This is a genomic window from Streptomyces sp. NPDC039430, from assembly GCF_055639435.1.
Genome location: NZ_JBVKAK010000006.1, coordinates 80147 through 101805 on the forward strand (window position 1 = coordinate 80147; position 21659 = coordinate 101805).

General features: G+C 72.6%; 22 protein-coding genes. 6 read left to right on the top strand and 16 right to left on the bottom strand.

Annotated elements, in window-relative coordinates:
• Positions 1 to 83 precede the first annotated feature (83 nt).
• Positions 84 to 752 (top strand): class F sortase, encoded by a 669-nt coding sequence (locus ACZ7LS_RS16995; protein ID WP_382665158.1) that lies wholly within the window; start codon positions 84 to 86, stop codon positions 750 to 752.
• Positions 753 to 778: 26 nt separating this feature from the next.
• Here the strand turns inward: ACZ7LS_RS16995 and ACZ7LS_RS17000 are convergent, their stop codons facing one another.
• Complete coding sequence (locus ACZ7LS_RS17000) at positions 779 to 1624, bottom strand: polysaccharide deacetylase family protein (RefSeq protein ID WP_382516159.1); 846 nt, start codon at positions 1622 to 1624, stop codon at positions 779 to 781.
• A gap of 328 nt (positions 1625 to 1952) precedes the next feature.
• Here ACZ7LS_RS17000 and ACZ7LS_RS17005 point away from each other — a divergent pair, with 328 nt between their 5' ends.
• The gene (locus tag ACZ7LS_RS17005) at positions 1953 to 2411 is read left to right on the top strand and encodes a universal stress protein (protein ID WP_382665159.1); all 459 of its coding nucleotides are present in this window, start codon (positions 1953 to 1955) and stop codon (positions 2409 to 2411) included.
• 100 nt (positions 2412 to 2511) lie between these two features.
• Here the strand turns inward: ACZ7LS_RS17005 and ACZ7LS_RS17010 are convergent, their stop codons facing one another.
• On the bottom strand, positions 2512 to 3744 hold the full coding sequence (locus ACZ7LS_RS17010) for a CapA family protein (protein ID WP_382880793.1): 1233 nt from the start codon (positions 3742 to 3744) through the stop codon (positions 2512 to 2514).
• 277 nt (positions 3745 to 4021) lie between these two features.
• Between ACZ7LS_RS17010 and ACZ7LS_RS17015 the strand changes: the two genes are divergently transcribed.
• The gene (locus ACZ7LS_RS17015) at positions 4022 to 4603 is read left to right on the top strand and encodes a sigma-70 family RNA polymerase sigma factor (RefSeq protein ID WP_385133600.1); all 582 of its coding nucleotides are present in this window, start codon (positions 4022 to 4024) and stop codon (positions 4601 to 4603) included.
• Here the strand turns inward: ACZ7LS_RS17015 and ACZ7LS_RS17020 are convergent.
• Entirely contained in the window at positions 4540 to 4755 is a 216-nt protein-coding gene (locus ACZ7LS_RS17020; RefSeq protein ID WP_382516151.1) for a zf-HC2 domain-containing protein, read from the bottom strand. The genes ACZ7LS_RS17015 and ACZ7LS_RS17020 overlap by 64 nt on opposite strands.
• A gap of 122 nt (positions 4756 to 4877) precedes the next feature.
• On the opposite strand from ACZ7LS_RS17020, the gene ACZ7LS_RS17025 reads away from it, so the two are divergent.
• Positions 4878 to 5393 carry a hypothetical protein gene (locus ACZ7LS_RS17025; RefSeq protein WP_382516148.1) on the top strand — a complete coding sequence of 172 codons (516 nt, stop codon included), beginning with the start codon at positions 4878 to 4880 and terminating at the stop codon, positions 5391 to 5393.
• Between the two features lie 71 nt (positions 5394 to 5464).
• Here ACZ7LS_RS17025 and ACZ7LS_RS17030 read toward each other — a convergent pair whose 3' ends face one another.
• The 4 genes from ACZ7LS_RS17030 to ACZ7LS_RS17045 all read right to left on the bottom strand — a co-directional run bounded on the left by ACZ7LS_RS17030 (position 5465) and on the right by ACZ7LS_RS17045 (position 9496).
• Positions 5465 to 6655, bottom strand: a complete 1191-nt coding sequence (locus ACZ7LS_RS17030) for a sensor histidine kinase (RefSeq protein ID WP_382665161.1) — start codon at positions 6653 to 6655, stop codon at positions 5465 to 5467.
• Positions 6652 to 8211, bottom strand: coding sequence for a sodium/solute symporter (locus ACZ7LS_RS17035; RefSeq protein ID WP_382969071.1), 1560 nt, complete (start codon positions 8209 to 8211; stop codon positions 6652 to 6654). The genes ACZ7LS_RS17030 and ACZ7LS_RS17035 overlap by 4 nt, the downstream gene beginning before the upstream one ends.
• Complete coding sequence (locus ACZ7LS_RS17040) at positions 8208 to 8585, bottom strand: hypothetical protein (RefSeq protein ID WP_356507851.1); 378 nt, start codon at positions 8583 to 8585, stop codon at positions 8208 to 8210. Before ACZ7LS_RS17040 ends, ACZ7LS_RS17035 begins: the two co-directional genes overlap by 4 nt.
• A gap of 161 nt (positions 8586 to 8746) precedes the next feature.
• The gene (locus ACZ7LS_RS17045) at positions 8747 to 9496 is read right to left on the bottom strand and encodes a LytR/AlgR family response regulator transcription factor (RefSeq protein ID WP_382516142.1); all 750 of its coding nucleotides are present in this window, start codon (positions 9494 to 9496) and stop codon (positions 8747 to 8749) included.
• 82 nt (positions 9497 to 9578) lie between these two features.
• Here ACZ7LS_RS17045 and ACZ7LS_RS17050 point away from each other — a divergent pair, with 82 nt between their 5' ends.
• Positions 9579 to 10244, top strand: coding sequence for a zf-HC2 domain-containing protein (locus tag ACZ7LS_RS17050; RefSeq protein ID WP_385133510.1), 666 nt, complete (start codon positions 9579 to 9581; stop codon positions 10242 to 10244).
• 13 nt (positions 10245 to 10257) lie between these two features.
• Here the strand turns inward: ACZ7LS_RS17050 and ACZ7LS_RS17055 are convergent, their stop codons facing one another.
• Positions 10258 to 11133 (bottom strand): Fpg/Nei family DNA glycosylase, encoded by an 876-nt coding sequence (locus tag ACZ7LS_RS17055; RefSeq protein ID WP_385133507.1) that lies wholly within the window; start codon positions 11131 to 11133, stop codon positions 10258 to 10260.
• Positions 11134 to 11344: 211 nt separating this feature from the next.
• Here ACZ7LS_RS17055 and ACZ7LS_RS17060 point away from each other — a divergent pair, with 211 nt between their 5' ends.
• A complete protein-coding gene (locus tag ACZ7LS_RS17060) occupies positions 11345 to 12064 on the top strand; it encodes an alpha/beta fold hydrolase (RefSeq protein WP_385133505.1) in 720 nt (239 codons plus the stop codon).
• Here the strand turns inward: ACZ7LS_RS17060 and ACZ7LS_RS17065 are convergent.
• The 8 genes from ACZ7LS_RS17065 to ACZ7LS_RS17100 form a co-directional block, all read right to left on the bottom strand.
• Positions 12052 to 12903 (bottom strand): amidohydrolase family protein, encoded by an 852-nt coding sequence (locus ACZ7LS_RS17065; RefSeq protein WP_382516133.1) that lies wholly within the window; start codon positions 12901 to 12903, stop codon positions 12052 to 12054. The genes ACZ7LS_RS17060 and ACZ7LS_RS17065 overlap by 13 nt on opposite strands.
• On the bottom strand, positions 12900 to 13214 hold the full coding sequence (locus ACZ7LS_RS17070; RefSeq protein WP_382516131.1) for an L-rhamnose mutarotase: 315 nt from the start codon (positions 13212 to 13214) through the stop codon (positions 12900 to 12902). Before ACZ7LS_RS17070 ends, ACZ7LS_RS17065 begins: the two co-directional genes overlap by 4 nt.
• Positions 13211 to 14212 carry an aldo/keto reductase gene (locus ACZ7LS_RS17075; RefSeq protein WP_382516129.1) on the bottom strand — a complete coding sequence of 334 codons (1002 nt, stop codon included), beginning with the start codon at positions 14210 to 14212 and terminating at the stop codon, positions 13211 to 13213. The genes ACZ7LS_RS17070 and ACZ7LS_RS17075 overlap by 4 nt, the downstream gene beginning before the upstream one ends.
• Positions 14213 to 14417: 205 nt before the next feature.
• A complete protein-coding gene (locus ACZ7LS_RS17080) occupies positions 14418 to 15845 on the bottom strand; it encodes a wax ester/triacylglycerol synthase family O-acyltransferase (RefSeq protein ID WP_382516126.1) in 1428 nt (475 codons plus the stop codon).
• Between the two features lie 110 nt (positions 15846 to 15955).
• Positions 15956 to 18028, bottom strand: a complete 2073-nt coding sequence (locus ACZ7LS_RS17085; RefSeq protein WP_382516123.1) for a SpoIIE family protein phosphatase — start codon at positions 18026 to 18028, stop codon at positions 15956 to 15958.
• 62 nt (positions 18029 to 18090) lie between these two features.
• Complete coding sequence (locus ACZ7LS_RS17090; RefSeq protein WP_382665168.1) at positions 18091 to 19242, bottom strand: DUF6777 domain-containing protein; 1152 nt, start codon at positions 19240 to 19242, stop codon at positions 18091 to 18093.
• A 377-nt stretch (positions 19243 to 19619) separates the two neighbouring features.
• Positions 19620 to 19793, bottom strand: coding sequence for a hypothetical protein (locus ACZ7LS_RS17095; RefSeq protein ID WP_382516118.1), 174 nt, complete (start codon positions 19791 to 19793; stop codon positions 19620 to 19622).
• 306 nt (positions 19794 to 20099) lie between these two features.
• The gene (locus ACZ7LS_RS17100) at positions 20100 to 21608 is read right to left on the bottom strand and encodes an SDR family NAD(P)-dependent oxidoreductase (RefSeq protein ID WP_382516115.1); all 1509 of its coding nucleotides are present in this window, start codon (positions 21606 to 21608) and stop codon (positions 20100 to 20102) included.
• Positions 21609 to 21659: the final 51 nt, after the last annotated feature.

The following is a 21659-nucleotide window of genomic DNA, read 5'->3' on the forward strand; positions in this document are numbered from 1 at the left end:
CCGCCACCCGTTCGCCCTCCAGTGATCGCCACCGGGTTGCGACGCACTTACCGTGCGTGCAGGCGTCCACGAAGGGGAGAACTATGCGCACGGACCACAACGCCCCGGAGTCGCGGAAGCGCTCGCCCTGGGGTGTTCTGGCTCTCGTCATGCTCACCGGCATCGCGATGATGCGCAACGGGGTGGACGTACCGCTGGGACCACCGCAGCCCGCGGCGGCCGCCGCGCTGGACAGCGTGCCCGACCCGGCGGCGGCCGCCTCCACCGGCGACTCGGAACCGGACGTGAGGCCGCTGCCGTACGCGCCGATGTCCCGGGTACGGATCCCGGCTCTCCGGGTCGACGCGCCGGTCGTGGACGTGGGCCTCGACCCGGACGGCTGGATCGCCGCCCCGCCGCCCCGGGACCCGAATCTCGCGGGCTGGTACCAGAACGGCATCGCGCCCGGCCAGCGGGGCACCGCGGTGGTCGTCGGCCACGTCGACAACAAGTCGGGGCCCGCGGTCTTCTTCGGTCTCGGCTCGCTGGAGAAGGGGGAGCACGTCGAGGTGGAGCGCTTCGACGGCAGGACGGCGGTGTTCGAGATCTACGGGGTGGAGGTCTACTCGAAGAACGATTTCCCGGCGGCCCGGGTCTACGGCGACTCCGGCCATGCCGAGCTACGGGTGATCACCTGCGGGGGCGGCTTCTCGAAGGCGAACGGGTACGACGGCAATGTCGTCGTCTTCGCCCGGCTGGTCAGGACCCGCTGACCAGCCGGGGGGGCGGCCGGGGAGTCTCATCGGTGGGGCACTGCGATGCGGTACCCGGCGTCCAGCAACTGGGGCAGATAGCGGCGCAGCGCCTCCACGCTCTGCGAACGGTCGCCGCCCGCGTCGTGGTTGAGGACGACGACTCCCGGCCCGGCGCCGTTCAGCACTCTGTGGACGATGCTGTCGGTGCCGGGGGTCTCCCAGTCGAGGGAGTCGACGGTCCAGGCGAGCGGCTCCATGCCCATCTCGGACCCGATCTCGAAGGCGTGCCGGTTCCAGGCGCCGTAGGGCGCGCGGTACCAGAGGGGCGGGGTGCCGAGGATGTCCTCGACGACCTGGCTCGTGCGTCCCATCTCGCCGCGGATCTGCGACGGTCTGAGCGTGGTCATCAGCGGATGCGACCAGGTGTGGTTGCAGATGATGTGGCCGTCGTCGTCGGCCTCCCGCAGCAGGTCGGGGTTGGCGTCGGCCATCTCGCCGCAGACGAAGAACATCGCCCGTACGTCGTAGTCGCGCAGGGTGCGCAGGATGCCAGGGGTGTAGTCGGGGTGGGGCCCGTCGTCAAAGGTGAGGACCATCGAGCGGCCCAGTTCCGGCATCTCCAGGATGGGCGCCTTGCGTACCGGCGGCAGGGGTCTGCGATAGCGGGGCTGTGCGCCCTCCGTCATGGGCTGGAGCCGGTACGCGGAGGGTTTGAGAGGGGCGCTCGCCCTGTTCCCCGCCTGTGCTCCACTCGCCGGAGGCTGCGGAGCGGGGCTGCCGGGTGTCTGGGCCTGTCCCGCCGTCAGCAGCCGGGTGGTGAGCGCGGCGCCGAGGCAGGCGGCGATCCGCAGGACCGCACGGCGCCCCGGAATCATCTGATCCTTTTTCATGACCAATGGCTCGCACGGTGGATGCTCCGTGCCGCTCACCAACACCGGTTATCCGGGGGAAAGTACCCGATGGGGTGAGCCATGAAGGGGACAGGGCGCAGGCGGGCCGACGCCGGGTGCAGTGTCTCACGAATGGCCGGAGGGCCCGGACACACCAGAGGGCGGGCGGCCCGGGGCCGGTCCGCTCCCCGGCCGGCCCGAGCGGCCGGACGCGCGGCGCTCCGGCACGGCTCGCGGCCCGTACCGCCCTTGTCCCGGCCGGACCGCGGTCCGCGCTCCGGGGAGACCGCCGCCGGTCCGTCCGCCGGAAGCGGATACTCTGCGTGCCGTGACTCAGCAGCCCACTCAATTCGAACGTGGTACCGACGGCCCGAAGGTGATCGTCGTCGGCGTGGACGGTTCGCAGTCCTCGTTCCGCGCCGCCGCGTACGCCGGCGGCCTCGCACGGCGCCAGAACGCCCTGCTCGCCATCGTCTACGTGCAGCCCGTCATGCCCGCCGGCGCCGCCCTCGGCGCCCCGGTCGCGGAGACGACCGGGGAGATCGCCGAGGGTCTGGTGGAGGAGATCCGGGTGGCCGTGGAACGGGTCAAGGACGTCTGGGACGTCCGCTGGGAGTTCCACACCTTCCACGGGGACCCGTACAGCGGACTCGTCACGGCGGCCGACGAGCTGAAGGCGGATGCCGTGGTGGTGGGGGCCTCGGAGTCGGCGGGGCACCGGATCATCGGCTCGGTGGCGGTACGGCTGGTCAAGGCGGGCCGCTGGCCGGTGACGGTCGTCCCGTAGGGCATCCGGCGTACGTCCCGTCCGGCCCGCGTCGTACGCCCCGCCCCCGCCCGTATGTCCCTGCCGACGCCGCCCTCCCGCGGCCCTCTCAGCGGCCCTCTCAGCGGCCCACGGTGAGGCCGTCCTTCGCCGCGCCCCGGCTCAGGACCGCCTCGCTGATCTCCGACTGGATCTCGCGGTAGTCGTCCCGCTCGGAATCGCCCCGTACCGCCTCCGGCAGATTGACCACGCGTCCGGTGTCGAGGTCCCACATCTGAGGGATGAACTCGGCTTTCCTCACCGGCCAGCGCTCCCCCGGCCGGGCGGGCGGCGCGAAGGTGAACCGGCCGATCGAGCCGTGGTTGCCCCGTGCGTCCAGCTCACCGTCGTCGTTGGTCATCGTCCCGGCGATCTGGTCGCCCATCCCGTAGATGATCCAGGTGCCGTTCACCTTCTCGTACGGCTGCGGGACATGCGCGTGGGTGCCGAGGATCAGATCGATGTCGGGACGGCCGCCGGTGCGCGACGCGGTGAGTTTCCTGCCCAGGCCGAGTTGCTGCTCGTCGGGGTCCGTCTGCCACTCGGTGCCCCAGTGCAGGCTGATCACGACCACATCGGCGCCCGCCTTACGCGCGGCGCGGGCATCCGCGATGATCTTCCGCTCGTCGATGAGGCCGACGGCCCAGGGCTGCCCGTCGGGAAGCTCGTAGTCGTTGGTGCCGAAGGTGTACGCCAGTTGCGCCACCTTGGCGCCGCCCGCCGTCAGCAGGACGGGGCGCGCGGCCTCCGCCGCCGAGCGGGCCGTACCGGCGTGCCGTACGCCCGCCTTGTCGAAGGCGTCGAGGGTCCGGTGCACCCCGTCGGCCCCGTCGTCCAGGCTGTGGTTCGAGGCGGTGGAGCAGGAGTCGTAGCCGGTGGCCCGCAGTCCGGCGGGGATCTCCGGCGGGGAGACGAAGGCCGGATAGCCGCTGTACGAGCCGTCCTTCTCGCCGAACACGGTCTCCATGTGGCAGATCGCCACATCGGCGCCGGAGACCACCGGCTTCACGCTGTCGAGCATCGGCCCGAAGTCATAGCCCTCGCCGTCCGCGTCGGCGTTCGCCCGGTCGATGACGGAGTCGTGCGGCAGCACGTCCCCCGAGGCGACGAGCGTGAACCCGCGCCGCTGCGCCGTGGAGCCGCCCGCGGCGGAAGGTGCCGCGGAGCCGCCCGCCGAGGCGGGTGCCGCGGAGCCCGGCCGCGGCGGGCCGTGCGGGACCGGGGCGTCGGGCCGCTCGGCACCGGTACAGGCCGCCGCGGTTCCGATGAGCAGCGCCGCAGCGGCCACCGCTCCCTGTCGCATGCGCTTCGTCATCGGGCAGGCTCCATTTTCCGGGGGATACCGTCCCAACGAATCCATATATTCATATAAATGGATGTCAAGTGACCAAGCCGGTACAGCGCGCGAAAGGGTCCAAACGCCGCCGTCCGACCGTTCACCGCACCACTCGCCGCAGTGAGCGACCGCTCGTCGCAGACCTCGGTGCGCTGTCTGTCCCTCGGCGGCGCCATGCGTTCGGATACGCCAGGCGGCAACGGAGCCGCGTACGACGGCGACCCCGGCGGGAAGGGTGTTCACGATGACCACAGCCATGGCCGAGGAGAGGACCGACGAGCGGGCACTGACGGAGCTTCAGCGCGAACACGGGCCGGCCCTGCTGAACTTTCTGCTGGGCCTGACCTACGGCGACCGGCAGCGCGCCGAGGATCTGCTCCAGGAGACGCTGGTCCGCGCCTGGCAGCACCCCGAAGCGTTCGAAGGGCCCTTCGACTCCATGCGGCCCTGGCTGTTCACCGTCGGCCGCAGGCTGGCCATCGACGCCCGCAGATCCCGGCTGGCGCGGCCCACGGAGATCAGCGACGGGATCCTCGCCGCCACACCCGACCCCGAGGACCGCACCGAATCCGCGGTCGCGGTGCTCGACGTACGGAAAGCGGTGCGCACGCTGAGCCGGGAGCACCGCGAGGTGCTCACCCAGATCTACTTCCGCGGGCTGAGCGTGAACGAGGCGGCGCGGGTGCTCGGGATTCCGCCCGGCACGGTCAAATCCCGTTCGTACTACGCGCTGCGCGCGCTGGCCCGTTCGCTGCCCGGCTACAGCGCGCCCGGTTACCGCAGATCGTCCTCGTCCAGGAGCGCCAGCGACGACGGCGCGTCGGCCACTTCCAGATAGGCCGCGCCGCACGGGCCGCACTCCGCCAGGTGGTCCGCGACCCGCCGGTCCTCCTCGGGTGCGAGCGCTTCGAGTACGTAGGCACCCAGGAGCGACCGCACATGCGGGCCGGAATCGTCCGCTCCACCGTCTGACGCGTCACCGTCGGCCACACCCGTCACAATCCTCTCCCGTCCGCCGACCGATCCTGCCTTTCTGGCCACGCGCGGCGGCCACCGCCGGTTCAATGCTCCGTGAAGCTGGCTTCGGGGGAAGAAAGGAAGGCGGAAAAGCGATGCGTCCGGAATGTACCGAGGGGGCGGGTGGTGGCGGCCTCCTGGTGCCCATGGCTTGGATGTACGCGGAGTACATCGCCGACGAGCTGTTGCGCACCGGTGATCTGATGCCGCCGACGACGCTCGAATACCGTGCGGGGCGGGACGCGCTGGCCCTGACCATCTTCCTCTCCGACAGCTCGGTGGGCGGCCCGCGCGTGGTGGCCAGGATGGAGGAGTGGCGCTCCCTCACGGCGTACGGGACGTGCTGGCGCGAATGGGTCTGCGGGCGGATCGACCGGTTGGAGGCGGCCGCGTTCGAGGCCGGCCGGGAGGCCCGTGATCCGGATCTGGAGCTGGCGGGCGCGGCGTGGCGGTGGCTGGAGGAGACGGAGCTGCTGGCGCCGGATCTCGATGCCGTGGGCCCGGCGTACGACGATCCGTTCCCGGCCGGCGAGGCGGAGGGTCCCCAGGTCTGGACGCCTGCCTGGCAGCTCGGTCTGCCGCTCGGCCATCTGGCGATCCATCTGTTCTGACCGGCGGCTGTCCCGGCCGGCGGCTGTCCCGATCGGCACCTGCCCCGACCGGCGGCGCGCGGGCGGGGCGCTCAGGTGCCGTGCACGCCCGCGCGGTACTTGGGAATCCGTACCGTGATCTTCGTGCCCGCCCCCACGCCCGTCTCGATGACCAGGCCGTACTCGTCCCCGTAGACCTGGCGCAGCCGCTCGTCCACATTGAGGAGTCCGATCCCGGTGGACGCGCCGCCCTCGCCGCGCAGGATCCGGCGCAGCCGGTCCGGCTCCATACCGACCCCGTCGTCCTCGATCACCACCTCGGCCTCGGCGCCCGCGTCGAGCGCGCTGATGGTGATCCGGCTCGTGGTGACGGCTCCTTCGAGGCCGTGCTTGACGGCGTTCTCGACGAGCGGCTGAAGGCAGAGGAACGGCATCGCCACCGGCAGGACCTCCGGGGCGACCTGGAGCGTGACCGAGAGCCGGTCACCGAACCGGGCCCGTACGAGCGCCAGATACTGGTCGATGGAGTGCAGTTCGTCGGCGAGGGTGGTGAAGTCGCCGTGCCGGCGGAACGAGTAGCGGGTGAAGTCGGCGAATTCCAGCAGGAGTTCCCTGGCCCGCTCGGGGTCCGTCCGGACGAACGAGGCGATGGCGGCGAGGGAGTTGAAGATGAAGTGCGGGGAGATCTGGGCCCGCAGCGCCTTGATCTCGGCCTCGATCAGCCGGGTGCGGGAGCGGTCGAGCTCGGCCAGTTCCAGCTGTACGGAGACCCAGCGGGCCACCTCACCCGCCGCCCTGGCCAGGACCGCCGACTCGCGCGGCGCATAGGCGACCAGGGTGCCGAGGACCCGGTGGTCGACGGTCAGCGGTACGGCCACACCCCAGCGCAGCGGGCAGTCGAGATCGCCGCAGCCGCTCGCGAAGGCGGTACCGCGTCCGCTGGCGAGGAGCCCCTCGACCTGTGCCATGACCTGCCGGCCGTGGTGTTCGCCCGACCCGTCCCAGGCGAGCACCCGCTCCCGGTCGGTGAGGCAGAGCGCGTCGGTGCCGAGCAGGGAGCGCAGCCGGCGGGCCGCCTTGCGGGCGCTCTCCTCGGTGAGACCGGCCCGTAGCGGGGGCGCGGCGAGCGAGGCGGTGTGCAGCGTCTCGAAGGTGGCGCGCTCCACGGGGGTGCCGACATCGCTGGTCCGCTCGGGGCGCGCGGTGCGCCGGCCGAGTACGAAGCCGCCCGCGAGGAGCAGCGGACCGAGCACGATGAGTACGGCGAGTGCGGATCCGCTCATCGGGCGCCGCCGGTTCCGCTGATGTCTCCCATGACGGTTCCGCCACCGGCCGCGCCGGGGCTCGGGCCCGCGCCCGCTTCGCGGCTGCCGGACATCAGGGCCTCCGGCAGATGGAACCGCGTCATCGCCGCGTTGGTACCGGGTGGTATCCGGCCGCGCGTGGCCAGCGACACCAGGATCATGGCGAGGAAGCCGACGGGCACGGACCAGACGGCCGGCCAGGCGAGCAGCGCGTGCGGCCAGCCCGACCGTACGGCCCCGCTCACCGTGATCACCGTGGCGGCGAACGCCAGACCGCCGCCGAGCAGCAGTCCCGCGATCGCGCCGGGCGGGGTGAGGCGCCGCCACCAGATGCCCAGTACCAGCAGGGGACAGAACGACGACGCGGAGACCGCGAAGGCCATGCCCACCGAGTCGGCCACGGGCATCCCGCTGACCAGCAGCGACCCGCCGAGCGGTACGGCCATGGCGAGCGGGGTGGCCAGCCGGAAGTGGCGTACGCCCCGGGAGGGAAGGACGTCCTGGGTGAGGACCCCCGCGACGGCCATGGTCAGCCCGGAGGCGGTGGAGAGGAACGCGGCGAAGGCGCCGCCCGCCACCAGCGCGCCGAGCAGATCACCGCCGAGCCCGCCGATCGCCCGCTCCGGCAGCAGCAGTACCGCGGCGTCGGCGTCCGTGCCGTAGGGGAGTTCGGGGACATACAGCCGGCCCAGCGCGCCGTAGACGGGCGGCAGCAGATAGAACGCGCCGACCAGCGCCAGGACGATGACGGTGGTCCGGCGGGCGGCCCGGCCGTTGGGGCTGGTGTAGAAGCGGACGACGACATGCGGCAGCCCCATCGTGCCGAGGAAGGTCGCCACGATGAGACCGTAGGTCGCGTAGAGCGGATGGTCCGCGCGGCCGGTGACCGCCGCCGTCAGATCGAGGTCGACGCGCGGCCGTCCGTCGCCCTGCCAGGCCAGCAGCAGGAAGAGCGCGGGCACGAGCAGCGCGGTGAGCTTGAGCCAGTACTGGAACGCCTGGACGAAGGTGATGCTGCGCATCCCGCCCGCCGCGACGGCCACCACCACGACCAGGGCGACCAGCACGCCGCCGAACCAGTCGGGCGCGCCGGTGAGGATCTTCAACGTCAGCCCAGCGCCCTGGAGTTGGGGTACGAGATAGAGCCAGCCGGCACCGACCACGAACACACTCACCAGTCGCCGCACCGCACGCGATTCGAGCCGGCCCTCGGCGAAGTCGGGGAGGGTGTACGCGCCGGAGCGGCGCAGCGGAGCGGCGACGAAGAGCAGCAGGACGAGATAGCCGGCGGTATAGCCGACCGGGTACCAGAGCATGTCGGGGCCGTGCAGCAGCACCAGGCCGGCGACGCCGAGGAAGGAGGCGGCGGAGAGGTACTCGCCGCTGATCGCGGCGGCGTTCAGCGCGGGCCGTACCGTGCGGGAGGCGACGTAGAAGTCGGAGGTCGTACGGGATATCCGCAGCCCGAAGCCGCCGACGAGGACGGTCGCGAGCACGACCACGGTGACCGCGGTCACCGTGTAGCTCTGGCTCATGGAACGGGCCGGCCCTTCACGAGCCGGGCGAAGTCGCGTTCGTTGCGCTCCGCGCGCCGCACGTACCACCAGGCGAGCAGGGTGAGCAGCGGATACGCCGCGAAGCCGAGCACCACCCAGACCGCCGTCGCGTCGCGCAGGGTGGCGAAGGCGAGCGGCAGCGTGCCCGCGACGAGCGCGAGCAGCGCGAACGCGGTGATTCCCGCCCGCAGTTGACTGCGCATCAGGGAGCGGACATAGGCGTCGCCGAGCGCGGTCTGCTCCTCGATCTCGGCCTGGGCGCGGTAGCGCGGCAGGGGGCGGACGCGACGGGGCTCACCGGTGACCACCTCGCGCCGGGGCGCCGGATGCCGGGACGCGGGCTCCGCCGTCATGTCCGTCCCGCCTTTCTCTCTGGTTCTCGCTGCCTTTCTCAGGCTCCCCGCTCCCCGCTCTCCCGCCCCGCCCCGCCCCAGGTCCCTGTGCGTGTCCAGGCCCGGCGCGGTGCTCGGGCCCGGAGTGTACGCAGCGTGGTGATCCCGGGGGAAGCCCCTGGTCAGCGGCCGCCCTGCCGCATCAGCAGATCGCGCAGGGCGCGGGCGTGCCGCCTGCTGACCGCGAGCTCGGCGTCGCCGACGCGGACGCTCATCGCGCCCGCGTCGAGCCGTAGCTCGTCGATCCGGGCGAGGGCCACGAGATGGCGGCGGTGGATCCGTACGAAGCCGCGCGCCCGCCAGCGCTCCTCCAGCGTGGTGAGGGGGATACGGACCAGATGGCTGCCGGTGTCCGTGTGCAGCCGCGCGTAGTCGCCCTGCGCCTCGGCGTAGGCGATGTCGTCGACGGCGACGAAGCGCGTCACCCCGCCCAGTTCGACGGCTATCTGATCGGCGGCGGGGGCGGAGACCGGTCCGCGCTCCCCCACCAGTTCGGCGACCCGGCGTACCGCCTCGGCGAGCCGCTCCCTGCGGACCGGCTTCAGGACGTAGTCGACGGCCTTCAGATCGAAGGCCTGGACGGCGAAGCCCTCATGGGCGGTGACGAAGACGATCAGCGGCGGCTCGGCGAAACCGGCCAGCAGCCGGGCGACATCGAGCCCGGTCAGCCCGGCCATATGGATGTCGAGGAAGACCACATCGATGGCGGCGGGGTCGTCGGGGCCCGCGTCGAGCGCCGCGCCGATCCGCCGCAGCGCCTCGGTCGCGCTGGTGGCGCCCTCCGCGCCACGGATCCGCGGGTCGGCCCTGAGCAGGTACAGCAGCTCCTCAAGCGCCGGTTCTTCGTCGTCCACAGCCAGTACACGCAGCATGACGCCGGAGTGTAGGCGGTGGCCGGCGCACAAGGACTCCCACGGCTTGAGTCATTCCGCGTTCCGCTGCGTAACAGACAGCATGCGGACCTTGGACCTCCATCGTGATGCCGGCGCCTACGCACTGGGCGTGCTCGACGCCGCGGACGCCTTCCGGTTGGAGGACCATCTGACGGACTGTCCGCGCTGTTCGGAGCTGCTGGCCGAATTCGGCTCCGTGAAGGAGCAGTTGGACGCGTACGCGCGGCGCACGCCCGCCGGGACGGCGCCGTACACCGCCGCGGGTCCGGAGCTGCTGGCCGGGCTGCTCGGCCGTACCGCCGCGGGGCGGCGCCGGGAGCGCGGACGGCGGCTCGCGCTGGTGGCCGCGGCGGTGGTGCTCGCGGTGGGCGGTCCGCTCGCCGTCCTCGCCGTGGTTCCCCCGGCGGATCCGGGCACACCGGTGACCGCCCGGTGGACCGCGTCGGACCGGTCGACGGGCACGGCGGCGGTGGTGACGGCGGCGGAGAAGGCGTGGGGGGCGGATATCGGTCTTGAGCTGGTCCGGTCCGGTGACTCCGGCTCGTGCGCCCTGATCGCGGTGGGCCGGGACGGATCGCGGGAGACCGTGACGTCGTGGGCGGCGCGGGCGGGCGGCTCCACGCCGCTGGTGACCCGGGGCGGGGCGGCGCTGCGGCCCGGCGAGATCGACCACTTCGAGGTCCGCGCGTCGGACGGCCGCCGTGTGATGACCATCGGCGGGCAATGACCGCCGGCCGGTCTCACTTGAGGAGCCGCGACATCCTGCGGTCGGCGAGCGGCTTCCCGCCCGTCTGGCAGGTCGGGCAGTACTGGAGCGAGGAGTCGCTGAAGGAGACCTGGCGGATCGTGTCACCGCAGACGGGACAGGATTCACCGGTACGGCCGTGTACCCGCAGCCCGGTCTTCTTCTCCGCCTTGAGCCGCCCGGCCGCCACTCCACGCGAGCGCTCGACGGCCTCGCGCAGCGTGTCGCGCAGTGCCTCGTACAGGGTGGTGATCTCGTCCTCGGAGAGGTTCTTCACCGGTTTGAACGGCGACATCCTCGCCGCGTGCAGGATCTCGTCGCTGTAGGCGTTGCCGATGCCCGCGATCAGGCGCTGGTCGCGCAGCGCGCCCTTGATCTGCCGGTTCTCACCAGCGAGTAGCCGGGCGAAGGCGGCCCGGTCGAAGGCGTCGTCGAGCGGATCGGGGCCGAGGCGCGCGATCCCGGGGACGTCCGCGGGAGCGCGTACGAGATGCACGGCGAGGCGCTTGGTGGTGCCGGCCTCGGTGAGATCGAACCCGTCTCCCCCGCCGAGGACGGCACGCAGCGCGAGCGGCCCCTTGCCGGGCCGAGGGGGCGCGGCCGGGAAGGAATCCTTCCAACGGAGCCAGCCCGCGCGGGCGAGATGGATGGCGAGATGCAGTTCGCCGTCTCCGGCGTCACGCGCGACGATGTCGAGATACTTGCCGTGGCGGGCGATCGCGGTGACCGTGGCGCCCTCCAGTGCGGAGAGAGGCGGATCGTATGTTTTGAGCACATTGATGGCCAGTGGCAGGACACGGACGATCTCCCTGCCCACCAGCCGGCCGTCGAGAAACTCGCGCAGCGCTTCGACTTCGGGTACTTCCGGCATGCGTCCAGGGTGCCGCAGCGGCCCGGGTCCTGCCTGGCACACAGAGCCAGGCGGGATGTGTCAGACAGGGCCGGGTGAACGCCCGGCGGGCCGGGCGTGGGTTCCACGGCCGGCGCGGCGACGAATCCGTTCGCCGGATCGTTCACGGAAGAGCCCCGCCAGAGGTGCCCCGGCAGCCCCCGGGGCTCCCGCCGTCGGAAGGAAGGCCCCCGTGTCCGTACGCGATCGCCGAGCCCCCGTCCAGCCCGCTCTCGTGCTCGACAGAACCGCCGCGCGCCCCCGCGCCGCCGTCCTGGTGCTGCACGGAGGGCGCGAGGAGGGTGTGGCGCCGCCGGCCCGGCTGAGTCTGCCCGGCGCCCGGATGTGGCCGTTCACCCGCGCGGTGCTACGGGCCACCGACGGGTACGACGTCGTGGTGGGCCGGGTGCGCTACCGCTGCCGGGGCTGGAACGGCAGCCGGGCCGACGCGGCGCGCGACACCCGCCGGGCGCTCGATGAGCTGGAGCCTCTGGTCGGCCCCGTGCCCGTCGTGCTCGTCGGGCACTCGATGGGTGGCCGTGCCGCCCTGGCCGCCGCCGGGCACGAGCTGGTCACCGGGGTGGTGGGGCTCGCGCCCTGGTGTCCGCCCGATGAGCCGGTGGCGCAGCTGGCGGGTACCAGGACGGTGCTGCTGCACGGCGACCGTGACCGGGTCACGGATCCGCGCGGCAGCGTCGAGCTGGCGGCCCGCGCCCGTACGGCGGGCGCCGAGGCGTGTGCCGTACTGCTGCCGGGCGGTGATCACGCGATGCTGCGCCGCGCGCGTGTCTGGCACACCCTGGCCACCCACTCGGTCACCGCGCTGCTGGGCATGGAACCCTTCCCCGGCCCGGTGCGCCATGCCTTCCCCGAGCCGGCCGAGGACGGCATCGACCCGGTTCAGAGGGCGTAGACGCGCCGCGCGGTGTCCCGGAAGACCGCGTCGCGCTCGTCCTCGCTCAGTCCGTCGGTCACGGTGCGGGCCGCGTCGAGGACCTCTCCGTACGTGGCGGCCAGCCGGCACACCGGCCAGTCGGAGCCGAACATCAGCCGTTCGGGCCCGAAGGCGTCGAGGACGGTGTCGGCGTACGGACGCAGCCCCTCGGCCGTCCAGGAGTCCCAGGCGGCCTCGGTGACCATCCCGGAGAGCTTGCAGACGGTGTTCGGCCGTGCGGCCAGCGCCCTGACCAGGCCCGCCCACGGCTCTGTCGCGCCCCCGGCGATCGGCGGCTTGCCGAGATGGTCGAGGACGAACGTGAGTCCGGGCAGCAGTTCGGCGGCCTTCGCGGCGGCGGGCAGCTGGTGCTCCAGGATGACCAGGTCGTACACGAGTCCCGCGGCGGCGACGGCGGCCAGGCCGCGTTGTACGTCCGGGCGCAGCAGCCACTCCGGGTCGGGCTCGCCCTGCACCTGATGGCGTATCCCGACCAGCCGGCCGCCGCCGGGCAGCTCACGCAGTGCGGCGAGCGTGTCCGCGACCCCGGGTGCGGTGAGATCGGTCCAGCCGACGACGCCCGCGACGAGATCGCTGCCGTCGGCGGCGGCGAGGAACTCCGGGGTCTCCTCGGGGACCCCGATGGTCTGGACGAGTACGGTCGCGGACACTCCGGCGGCCCGGGTCTCGGCGGCCAGGTCCGCGAGGGTGAAGCTGCGGCGGATGGGGGCCATGGCGGGGCCGGTGATCCAGTCCTGGTCGCGTACGGACAGATCCCAGATGTGGTGGTGCGCGTCGATCACGCCCGGCGGTGTCATGACAGCTCCCAGACGACGGGCAGACCGGCTCCGGCGCCGGCCGCGGAGTAGTCGTGCACGACGTCCAGCAGCTCGGTCATCCGGGCCTGCCAGGCGACGTTGACCGGAAGCTGGTCCAGCTCGGCGAGGAGACGGGGGTAGTCCTCGCACTCCAGCAGATGGAAGAGATCGGTACCGCCGCGCCAGATCGTCCAGGAGGTGGCACCCGCGGCGCGGATCGCGGCGGTGAGTTCGGCGGGCACCTCGCGGTGCGCCGCCTCGTACTCCCCGATCCGGTCGGCGCGGACCTTGGTGTGCAGGGCGACCCTCATGACAGCACTCCGTCCTCGGTCAGCGGTTCTTCGGTGAGCAGCCCTTCCGCGCGCAGTTCGGCCCACAGGTCGTCGGGGACGGTACGGGCGGCCAGTCCGGCCGCGTCGCGCACCTCCGCCGCGGAACGGGCACCGACGAGCACGCTGGCGACGGCCGGATGACGCGACGGGTAGTGCAGGGCCGCGGCCCGCAGGGGCACTCCGTACCGCCGGGCGACGGTGTCCATCCGCAGGGCCCGGTCGAGCAGCTCGGGCGGGGCCGCGGTGTAGTCGTATGTCGCGCCGGGGCGCGGGTCGGCGAGCAGCCCGGAGTTGAAGACCCCGCCGACGACGACGCTCCTGCCGCGCGCGAGGGCCTCGGGCAGCAGCGCGGTGAGCGCCGAGCGGTCGAGCAGGGTGAAGCGGCCGGCGCACAGCACGACGTCGGCATCGGTGTCGCGGAGGAAGCGGGTGAGCATCGCCGTCTGGTTCATCCCGGCGCCGATCGCCCCGACGACGCCTTCGTCGCGCAGCCGTTCCAGCGCCGGGTACGCCTGCCGGAAGGCTTCTTCCGCGTGGTCGTCGGGATCGTGCAGATAGACGATGTCGATCCGGTCCACTCCGAGCCGCCGGAGGCTGTCCTCGATGGAGCGGCGTACTCCGTCCCCGCTGAAGTCCCAGACGCGGCGGTGCGTGGCGGGTACGGCGAAGCCGTGGGCGAGATCGTCGCCGAGGGGTCCGGCGCCGGACACGGGGTCGAGCAGCCGGCCCACTTTGGTGGAGAGGGTGTACGCGCCGCGCGGCCGGTCGCGCAGTGCCTCGCCGAGCCGCCGCTCGGAGAGTCCCAGGCCGTAGTGCGGCGCGGTGTCGAAGTAGCGGATGCCCGCGTCCCAGGCGGCGTCCACCGCCGCGGCGGCCTGCTCGGGGTCGACGGGGGTGTAGAGATTGCCGATCCCGGCCGCCCCGAAGGACAGTCCGGTCACCCCGACCGTTCCGTGTCCGAGCGTGGTGTGCCGCATACCGCTGCCGCCTCCCGATGTAGCCGCTGCCGGCCGCCCCGCCCATGCCGAGAACGACCGAGATGCCGATCACGATGAAATATTCATCGGATGACTGGGCGCGTCAACACCCCTGAAGCAGCTACTTACGAGGAGTTCGCATCCAGCTGTCCGATCTCTCGGGGCTCCGCAGGGCGCTGTCGGCCCTGTGCGGGGCTGCCCGGAGCTACGTGCGGGCCGCTCGGGCGGGGCCGGCGGAACGGATCCGGCCGCCCGGCCCGGTGACCCGCAGCAGTTCCCGTAGTTCCTCGGTCATCCCGCGCGCCAGCCGGTCGAGGTCCGGCACGGCCTTGCCGTCGGCGACCAGCCCCACATGCACCCGGCCGCCGTAGGTGGACAGCGCCACCGCCAGGGACTGGCCACGGGCGAGCGGCGCCATCGGGTACACCTCGCGCAGCGGGCAGCCGCCGAGCGAGAGCGTGGAGCGCGGCAGCGGGACGCTCGTCACCAGGATGTCGAAGAGCATCCTGGCCGCGCTGCCGGCGAGAGGCGCGCCCAGCCGGTGGGCGAGCGGCGGCAGTTGGTCCGCGAGGACGGCCACCGCGCCGGCCCCGCGCGAGGGGCCGCCGGACTTGTTGCGGTCCATGCCCAGGCGTACGGCGGTGAGCCTGGCCCGCGGGTCGGCCTCGGCGACCGGCAGACCGAGGAGATAGGCGGAGAGCCGGTTGCCCGACCCGGACGGACCGCCCGGCCTGCGCCGGGTGACCGGCACGAGCGCGCGCGGCGCGGTGGCGGGCAGCGGCTCGCCCCGTTCGAGCATCCAGCGCCGCAGCGCGCCGGTCACGGTCGCGAGGAGGACGTCGTTGGCCGTGCCGCCCGCGGCCCTGCGGATCCGCTGGACGTCCTCCAGATCGAGCAGGGCGGTGGCCAGCCGCCGTGTCCCGCTGGATCCGGCGGTGAGCGCGGGCATACCGCGCGGGTCGAGCCGGCTGGCCCGTACGACCGAGGCGCCGATGCCGACCGCGCGGCCCAGCTCCTCGATCCGGCCCCTGGCGAGCCCGGCCACCTGCCAGGGGCCGGGAAGCCAGGACCGGGGCGGCACCGGGCGCGGCCGGCGGTCCCCCGCCGCCCGCGCGTCGGCGATCTGGTCGAAGATGCCGGCGCCGATGGCGACGGCGCGCATGCCGTCGGCCAGCGCGTGGTGCAGCTTCACCAGGACGGCGAAGGGGCGGCCGGCTGCCGCCGCCCGGCTGTCACCGGCGCCGCCACTGCCGTCCTCCGTCGTCAGGACGTACATCTCCCACGGCGGGATGCCGCGTTCCAGCGGACGTTCCATCAGCTCCCCGGCCAGCCGCGCCGCCTCCGTCGCGAACTCCCCCTCCGGCAGCGGCAGTCGGCGCACATGGCGGCGTACGTCGAACTCCTTGTGCACCGCCCAGGCCGCGCCGCCGACCGGCAGCCAGACGTCCCGTACCCGCATCCTGAGCCGGGGAATGGCGGCGGCGCGCGCGGCGAGCAGTTCCCGGGCGCCCGCCGCGCCGGCCGTGCCGGGTACCGCGGTGAAGACCGCGAGCGCGCCGAGGTGCATGGGATGGTCCGCGGATTCGAGATGCCAGAAGGCCAGATCGAGAGGTGCCAGCAGCTCGGTGGTCAAGGGAACCCCAGGTCCTAGAAGGCGAGGTGCGGCGACGGGCTCATCCCCTCGCCTTTGTCCGCTTACGGTCAAGTACGATCAAGTCACCTACAATTAACGACGAAAACCGCTCAATGTGACGGTCGGTCCGGGACGATGAAGTCGCACCACACACACTTGCCGCTGCCGCGCGACTCCACGCCCCACTCGTCCGCCAGCCCTTCCACGAGCTGGAGCCCGCGCCCCGAGACCCCGGAGGCCCCGGCTTCCCGGCGGTGCGGGAGGGCGCTCGAACCGTCCTCCACCTCGACCCTCATCCGCCGCTCCGCCCCGGACACCACCCGTACGGTCACGACGGCCCCGCCGTCGGTGTGCAGCAGCGCGTTGGTGATCAGCTCGTCGGCGGCCAGTTCGATCTCGTCGGAGCGCTCCCTGGCCCCCCAGGCGGCCACCGCCGCGCGGATCATGTGCCGTACGGTGCTCAGCCCCTCCGGGTCCCGCTGCGCGACCTGCTGCTGGAGCCGGCCGCCCGAGCGGGGGGCGCGCGTGCCCAGGCGGCGCAGCAGCAGCACGGCGACATCGTCCTCGCCGCCCCGCGCGTCCACCACCTCGCAGAGCCGGTCGGCCAGCAGCTGGAGATCGCGCGGACCGTCCCGTACCAGCGCGGCCAGCAGTTGCAGCCCGTCGTCCAGATCGGCGCCCGGCTGCTCCACCAGCCCGTCGGTGTAGAGCAACAGGGCCTGTCCTGGGTCCAGTTCGATCGTCTCCACCGGGTAGTCGAGCCGGCCGAAGGCCGCGGAGAGGCCGAGCGGCATCCCGCCGGGCACCGGCAGTCTGCGGCAGCTGCCGTCGGCTTCCCTGATCAGCGGATCGACATGGCCGGCCCGGACCAGCTGGATCACTCCGGTGGCGAGGTCGGCCTCCGCGTAGGTGCAGGTCGCGAAGCGGTCCGTGTCCAGCTCATGGAGGAAGACCGAGGCCCGCGCCATCACGGTGGCCGGCGCGTGCCCCTCGGCCGCGTACGCGCGCAGCACGATGCGCAGCTGCCCCATCACGGCGGCCGCGTGGGTGTCATGGCCCTGTACGTCGCCGATGACCGCCCCGACCCGGCCGCCGGGCAGCGGGATCACGTCGTACCAGTCGCCGCCGATGTCCCGGCCGAGCCGGGCCGAGCGGTAGCGGACCGCGATCTCGGCCCCCGGCACCGCGGGGATCCGGCGGGGCAGCATCGCCTGCTGGAGCCCCTCGGCGAGATCGTGTTCCTGCTCGAAGAGGACGGCGCGCTGGAGGCTCTGGGCGATGCTGCTGCCGAGCGCGACCAGCAGATTGCGGTCCTCGGCGGTGAAGCCGCTCTTCTCCCGGTAGAGCAGCCCGAGGGCGCCGATGGGCCGCGCCTGGGCGATCAGCGGCAGATAGGCGGCGGCGTTGATGCCCAGCCCGCGGATGTCCGGCCACAGCACGGGGTAGCGCCGCGCGAACTCCTCGGCGGACTCGATGAAGCGCGGGACGAGCGTGCGGACGACCTCGCTCATCGGGTACGGCTCGTCGGTGCGGGTGATCCGCGTCCCCGGTACGTAGGAGCCCTCGGGGCCCTCGGCGACCAGGTGGATGCGCCCCGCCTCCATCAGCCCCATGACCAGGCTGCTGGCCCCGAGGTGTGCCAGGCCGTGCGAGTCCTTGAGCACGTCGATGACGTCCTGGACGGTCCTGGCGTGGGCGAGCGCGGTGGCCGTGCCCTCGACGACGCTCGTGCGCACCCGGCGCACGGCGCTCAGTTCGAGTCGCGCGGCCGAGTCCGCCAGCTCCTGGGAGGCGTCGCGGACGATGCCGATGACGCGGTAGGGCCGGCCCGCCGGGTCACGGCGGATGGCACCCTGGGTGTGCGTCCAGCGCGGGCTTCCGTCCCGTCGCCTGATACGGAGGTACGCGCCGTAGGTGGCGCTGCCGTCCCGCAGCGCCCGCTCCACCACCTCCGCCAGCCGGCTGCTCTCGCTCTGCGACAACCGCGTCTCCAGGCCGCTCAGCCGGCCGTCGTACTCGGCGGGACGCAGATCGAAGACCGCGAGGGCGGGATCGTCGAGATGCAGGAGCCCGCTGTCGAGGTGCCAGTCGAAGGTCCCCATCCGGTTGAGGGACAGACTGATGTGCGGACGGGCGGGCCAGTCGTCGGGGAGCGACAGGGGGCCCGCTTCCCGTTCAACCATGGAGACACTCTGTCATCATTTGTCGGATTCTTCGAGCGGTCCCGTCGGCCTCGGACCCTCGGTCAGCCGGCGAATGTCACGGGGCCGACCAGTTCCTCGCCCGACAGCGGACCGTCCGGCGACGGAGCGGACAACTCGTCCCCGGGGACCCGCGCGGGGTCGTCCGGACCGGTCAGGATCTCCTCGTCGGACAACGCGAGATCTCCGCCGCCCTGCTCCGGCTCCACCGGTCCGTCGGGCGGCATCACGCCGTCGTCCGGTACGAGCGGCGCGTCCCCCGGCTGGTCGGGCACGCCCCGGCCCCGGTCCACGCCGTTGCCGCGCGGGACGTCACCGGACGCCGATCCGACGCCGGCGGGCGCCTCGGGCATGCCCGGCCGGGGCGGCTTCACCACGTCCGGGTCCGTGATGTCGGCCTCCGGCCCGTACCGCGGCGGCACCTCGGGCGGCTTGTCCCGCCGGCCCTCGGTGCCGATCTGCCGCTCCATCCAGGAGTTGGAGGCCAGGTCGACGATGATCAGGCTGGTGATGGCCTCGGGGGTGCGGTTGATGACGACGACCCGCTCGGGCTGATAGCCCTTCCACTTCGCACCCCGGTACCGCACGGAGCCCTTGGCCGCGACCGGCGGGCTCAGGGGGCTGCCATCGGCGCAGCGCACCCTGGGCACGCCCCGGTTGTCCACCATGACGGCGGTGCCCGCCTGCAGTACGGACTGGAAGGCTGCGGCCGTTCCCTCGCGGTAGCCATGGCTCGTCACCCGGATGTCGGGCCGCAGCACGACAGGGGTCAGTCCGTGCAGGTAGTGAGGGACGGAGTCCTGGGTGACACCCACTCCTTCGGCGAAGGCGCGGGCCTTCGACCGGTCCTGGGTGAGGAGACGGATCTGCCGGTCCACCTCGCAGCTGGCGGCCGAGGTGCCGCCGTAGAGCCCCGGCGTGGAGCCCGGCAGGGCGCGTGGCGTCCGTACGGTCCCGCCCGCCCCGCCCCGGGCATCCGGCGACGGGGGCCGGACCGCCGGACTGACCACGGCATCGGGGCTCACGGTGGACCGTGTGAACGGGTCGGGGCCCGGATCGGCGGCCGGCTGGAGCAGCAACTCCTCGGCGCTCGCCACATCTCCGCCACCCTCGTCCCCGCCACAGCCGGCCGTGATCAGAATCCCCGCGGACAGCACGGCGAGCGTGACATACCGACGACGGTGGGGTGAGCGCACCAGAATCTCCCGACTCTTCCTCCATGGATGTCCCCTTATGTGTGCCGGATGCCTCTCCACCCCGCAAGCGGGAACAACGACGACAAGCCCGGGAGCCGGGCACGTCCGGGCGGCGGCATACGCGCGTGGCGACGCTTGGACGTGTCCGGGTCCCGGGCGTGATGAGGGGCGTTCCCGCTGGTCAGCCGGGTCGTGATGGCCGGCGCACGGTCGGTCGTCCGCGCAGGGGAGCGATCACCGCGGGCATGGCGCGGCCCCGCAGCGCGCGGTCCTCGCGCACTACGCCGCCGGTGGACGGCGCCGCATATGCGTGGTCCCGCACCCCGGCCGGTGCGGGGGTACGGGACATACGGCGTTCTGCCGGTCGTTCCGGTGCGTCAGTCGATCCCGGGGAGGATGTGCGGCTCCGCCAGGTCGTCCTCGTAGCCGGCCAGCCTGATCGGAGCCGACCTGGCCCATACTTCGAGGTTTCCTAGCTTCTCGGGCCGGCGGACCCGTTCGGCATACTCCGCCGGACGCTGCTCGTGCTTCGTCGTGAGATCTGGTGTCACCGCGCACTCCTCTGTGTCGCGTAACTCTGGAACAGGACACGTTTCCGTCGCGGTGGCGCCGTTGTCGGACGGGACCGCGGCCTTGGTAGTGGGCCTGTCCCAGCACAGCCGTGGGGATGGTGTATCCCCTGATTGGCCGTCCGTTCGCTCCAGCGTAACCATATGAGCGTCAACCCGCTCGATAGGGCTCGCATTCGAGTGAAATTCCGGCCACTCGGCCCAGGGCCGCTGGGCCGAGTGGTGGCCCGACGGGCGGGCCGAGTGGTGACCTGACGGACCATGAGTCCGCCGGCCGCCGGTCCCCCGTCACCAGTTGGCGGGGGCGTAGTCCTTGAGGAAGCAGCCGTACAGGTCCTCGCCGCTCTCGCCCCGGACGATCGGGTCGTACACCCGGGCCGCGCCGTCGATCAGGTCGAGCGGGGCGTGGAACCCCTCGTCGGCCAGGCGCATCTTGTCCGGATGCGGGCGCTCGTCGGTGATCCATCCCGTGTCGACGGCGGTCATCAGGATGCCGTCGCTCTCGAACATCTCCTGGGCGCTGGTACGGGTCAGCATGTTCAGCGCGGCCTTGGCCATGTTGGTGTGCGGATGACCCGCGCCCTTGTATCCACGGCTGAAGACTCCCTCCATCGCGGAGACGTTCACCACGTAGGCACGGGCCGCCTCGGCCGCGGCCATCGCCGGACGCAGCCTGCTGATCAGGATGAAGGGCGCGGTGGAATTGCACAACTGGACTTCGAGCAGCTCGACCGCGTCGACCTCGGAGACCGTCTGGACCCAGCTGTTGGTGTCGTGCAGATCGGGCACCAGGCCCCCGGCGTCGATCGCCGTGCCCGCCTCGATCCTGGCGAGCGTGGCGGAGCCGCCGACGAGCGCGAGCCCGGTGACGTCGGAGGCGCTCAGCGCCTCGGCGCCGGCGGCGGGCAGTACGGCCTGGGCACCGCTGCCGAACGCCCCGATGACCTGGGAGGCGGGCAGTTCGCCCGCGGGCAGCGGCGCGGACTCGGCGGCCAGCAGCTCGCTGTACGCCTGTGGGGAGCGGCGTACCGTCTGCGCGGCGTTGTTGATCAGGATGTCCAGCGGGCCCTCGGCGGCGACGGAGTCGGCGAGGGCGACGACCTGCGCGGGGTCCCGCAGATCGATGCCGACGATCTTGAGGCGGTGGATCCACTCGTCACTGTCCGGCATCGCCTTGAAGCGGCGGACGGCGTCGCCCGGGAATCGGGTGGTGATGGTGGTGTGGGCGCCGTCGCGCAGCAGCCGCAGCGCGATGTACATGCCGATCTTCGCCCGGCCGCCGGTGAGCAGCGCGCGCCGTCCCGTGAGGTCCGTACGGGCGTCGCGGCGGGCCCGGTTCTCGGCGGCGCAGGGCTGGCAGAGCTGGTGGTAGAAGGCGTCGACCTCGGTGTAGCGGGTCTTGCAGATGTAGCAGGAGCGCGGGCGCTGGAGTACGCCCGCGATCTCGCCGCTGACCGAGGAGGAGGGCAGCAGCCCCTGGGTCTCGTCGTCGATGCGCTCGGCGGAGCCGGTGGCGGTGGCTTCGGTGACGGCCTTGTCATGGGCGGTCTTGGCCGCCCTGCGCTCCTGGCGGCGGCGCTGTTTGACGGTCCGGTAGATGCCGGCGGTGGCCCGCCGGACCGCGATCGCGTCGGGGTGGTCGACGTCGAGCTTGTCGAGTTCGTCGAGCACGGCCAGGCAGACGGCCATGCGCTCGGGGTCGATGCCGGGGCCGTACTCCTGGCTCTCGGCGTACACCGGGCTCTCGGCATACGGCCGGCTGTCGCCGTACGCCGGGCTGTCCTCTGTCACCGTCATCGCTGCTGCCGTTCCTCGATCACTCGTCACACCGGGCACCGGATTCACCTG

Coding starts and splice junctions, on each gene's coding strand:
- ACZ7LS_RS17070 (WP_382516131.1), bottom strand. CDS start 13,214: ATGAGGGTCGCCCTGCACACCAAGGTCCGCGCCGACCGGATCGGGGAG.
- ACZ7LS_RS17065 (WP_382516133.1), bottom strand. CDS start 12,903: ATGACACCGCCGGGCGTGATCGACGCGCACCACCACATCTGGGATCTG.
- ACZ7LS_RS17025 (WP_382516148.1), top strand. CDS start 4,878: ATGCGTCCGGAATGTACCGAGGGGGCGGGTGGTGGCGGCCTCCTGGTG.
- ACZ7LS_RS17030 (WP_382665161.1), bottom strand. CDS start 6,655: ATGAGCGGATCCGCACTCGCCGTACTCATCGTGCTCGGTCCGCTGCTC.
- ACZ7LS_RS17035 (WP_382969071.1), bottom strand. CDS start 8,211: ATGAGCCAGAGCTACACGGTGACCGCGGTCACCGTGGTCGTGCTCGCG.
- ACZ7LS_RS17075 (WP_382516129.1), bottom strand. CDS start 14,212: ATGCGGCACACCACGCTCGGACACGGAACGGTCGGGGTGACCGGACTG.
- ACZ7LS_RS17015 (WP_385133600.1), top strand. CDS start 4,022: ATGGCCGAGGAGAGGACCGACGAGCGGGCACTGACGGAGCTTCAGCGC.
- ACZ7LS_RS17055 (WP_385133507.1), bottom strand. CDS start 11,133: ATGCCGGAAGTACCCGAAGTCGAAGCGCTGCGCGAGTTTCTCGACGGC.
- ACZ7LS_RS17010 (WP_382880793.1), bottom strand. CDS start 3,744: ATGACGAAGCGCATGCGACAGGGAGCGGTGGCCGCTGCGGCGCTGCTC.
- ACZ7LS_RS17100 (WP_382516115.1), bottom strand. CDS start 21,608: ATGACGGTGACAGAGGACAGCCCGGCGTACGGCGACAGCCGGCCGTAT.
- ACZ7LS_RS17050 (WP_385133510.1), top strand. CDS start 9,579: ATGCGGACCTTGGACCTCCATCGTGATGCCGGCGCCTACGCACTGGGC.
- ACZ7LS_RS17045 (WP_382516142.1), bottom strand. CDS start 9,496: ATGCTGCGTGTACTGGCTGTGGACGACGAAGAACCGGCGCTTGAGGAG.
- ACZ7LS_RS17085 (WP_382516123.1), bottom strand. CDS start 18,028: ATGGTTGAACGGGAAGCGGGCCCCCTGTCGCTCCCCGACGACTGGCCC.
- ACZ7LS_RS17000 (WP_382516159.1), bottom strand. CDS start 1,624: ATGAAAAAGGATCAGATGATTCCGGGGCGCCGTGCGGTCCTGCGGATC.
- ACZ7LS_RS17040 (WP_356507851.1), bottom strand. CDS start 8,585: ATGACGGCGGAGCCCGCGTCCCGGCATCCGGCGCCCCGGCGCGAGGTG.
- ACZ7LS_RS16995 (WP_382665158.1), top strand. CDS start 84: ATGCGCACGGACCACAACGCCCCGGAGTCGCGGAAGCGCTCGCCCTGG.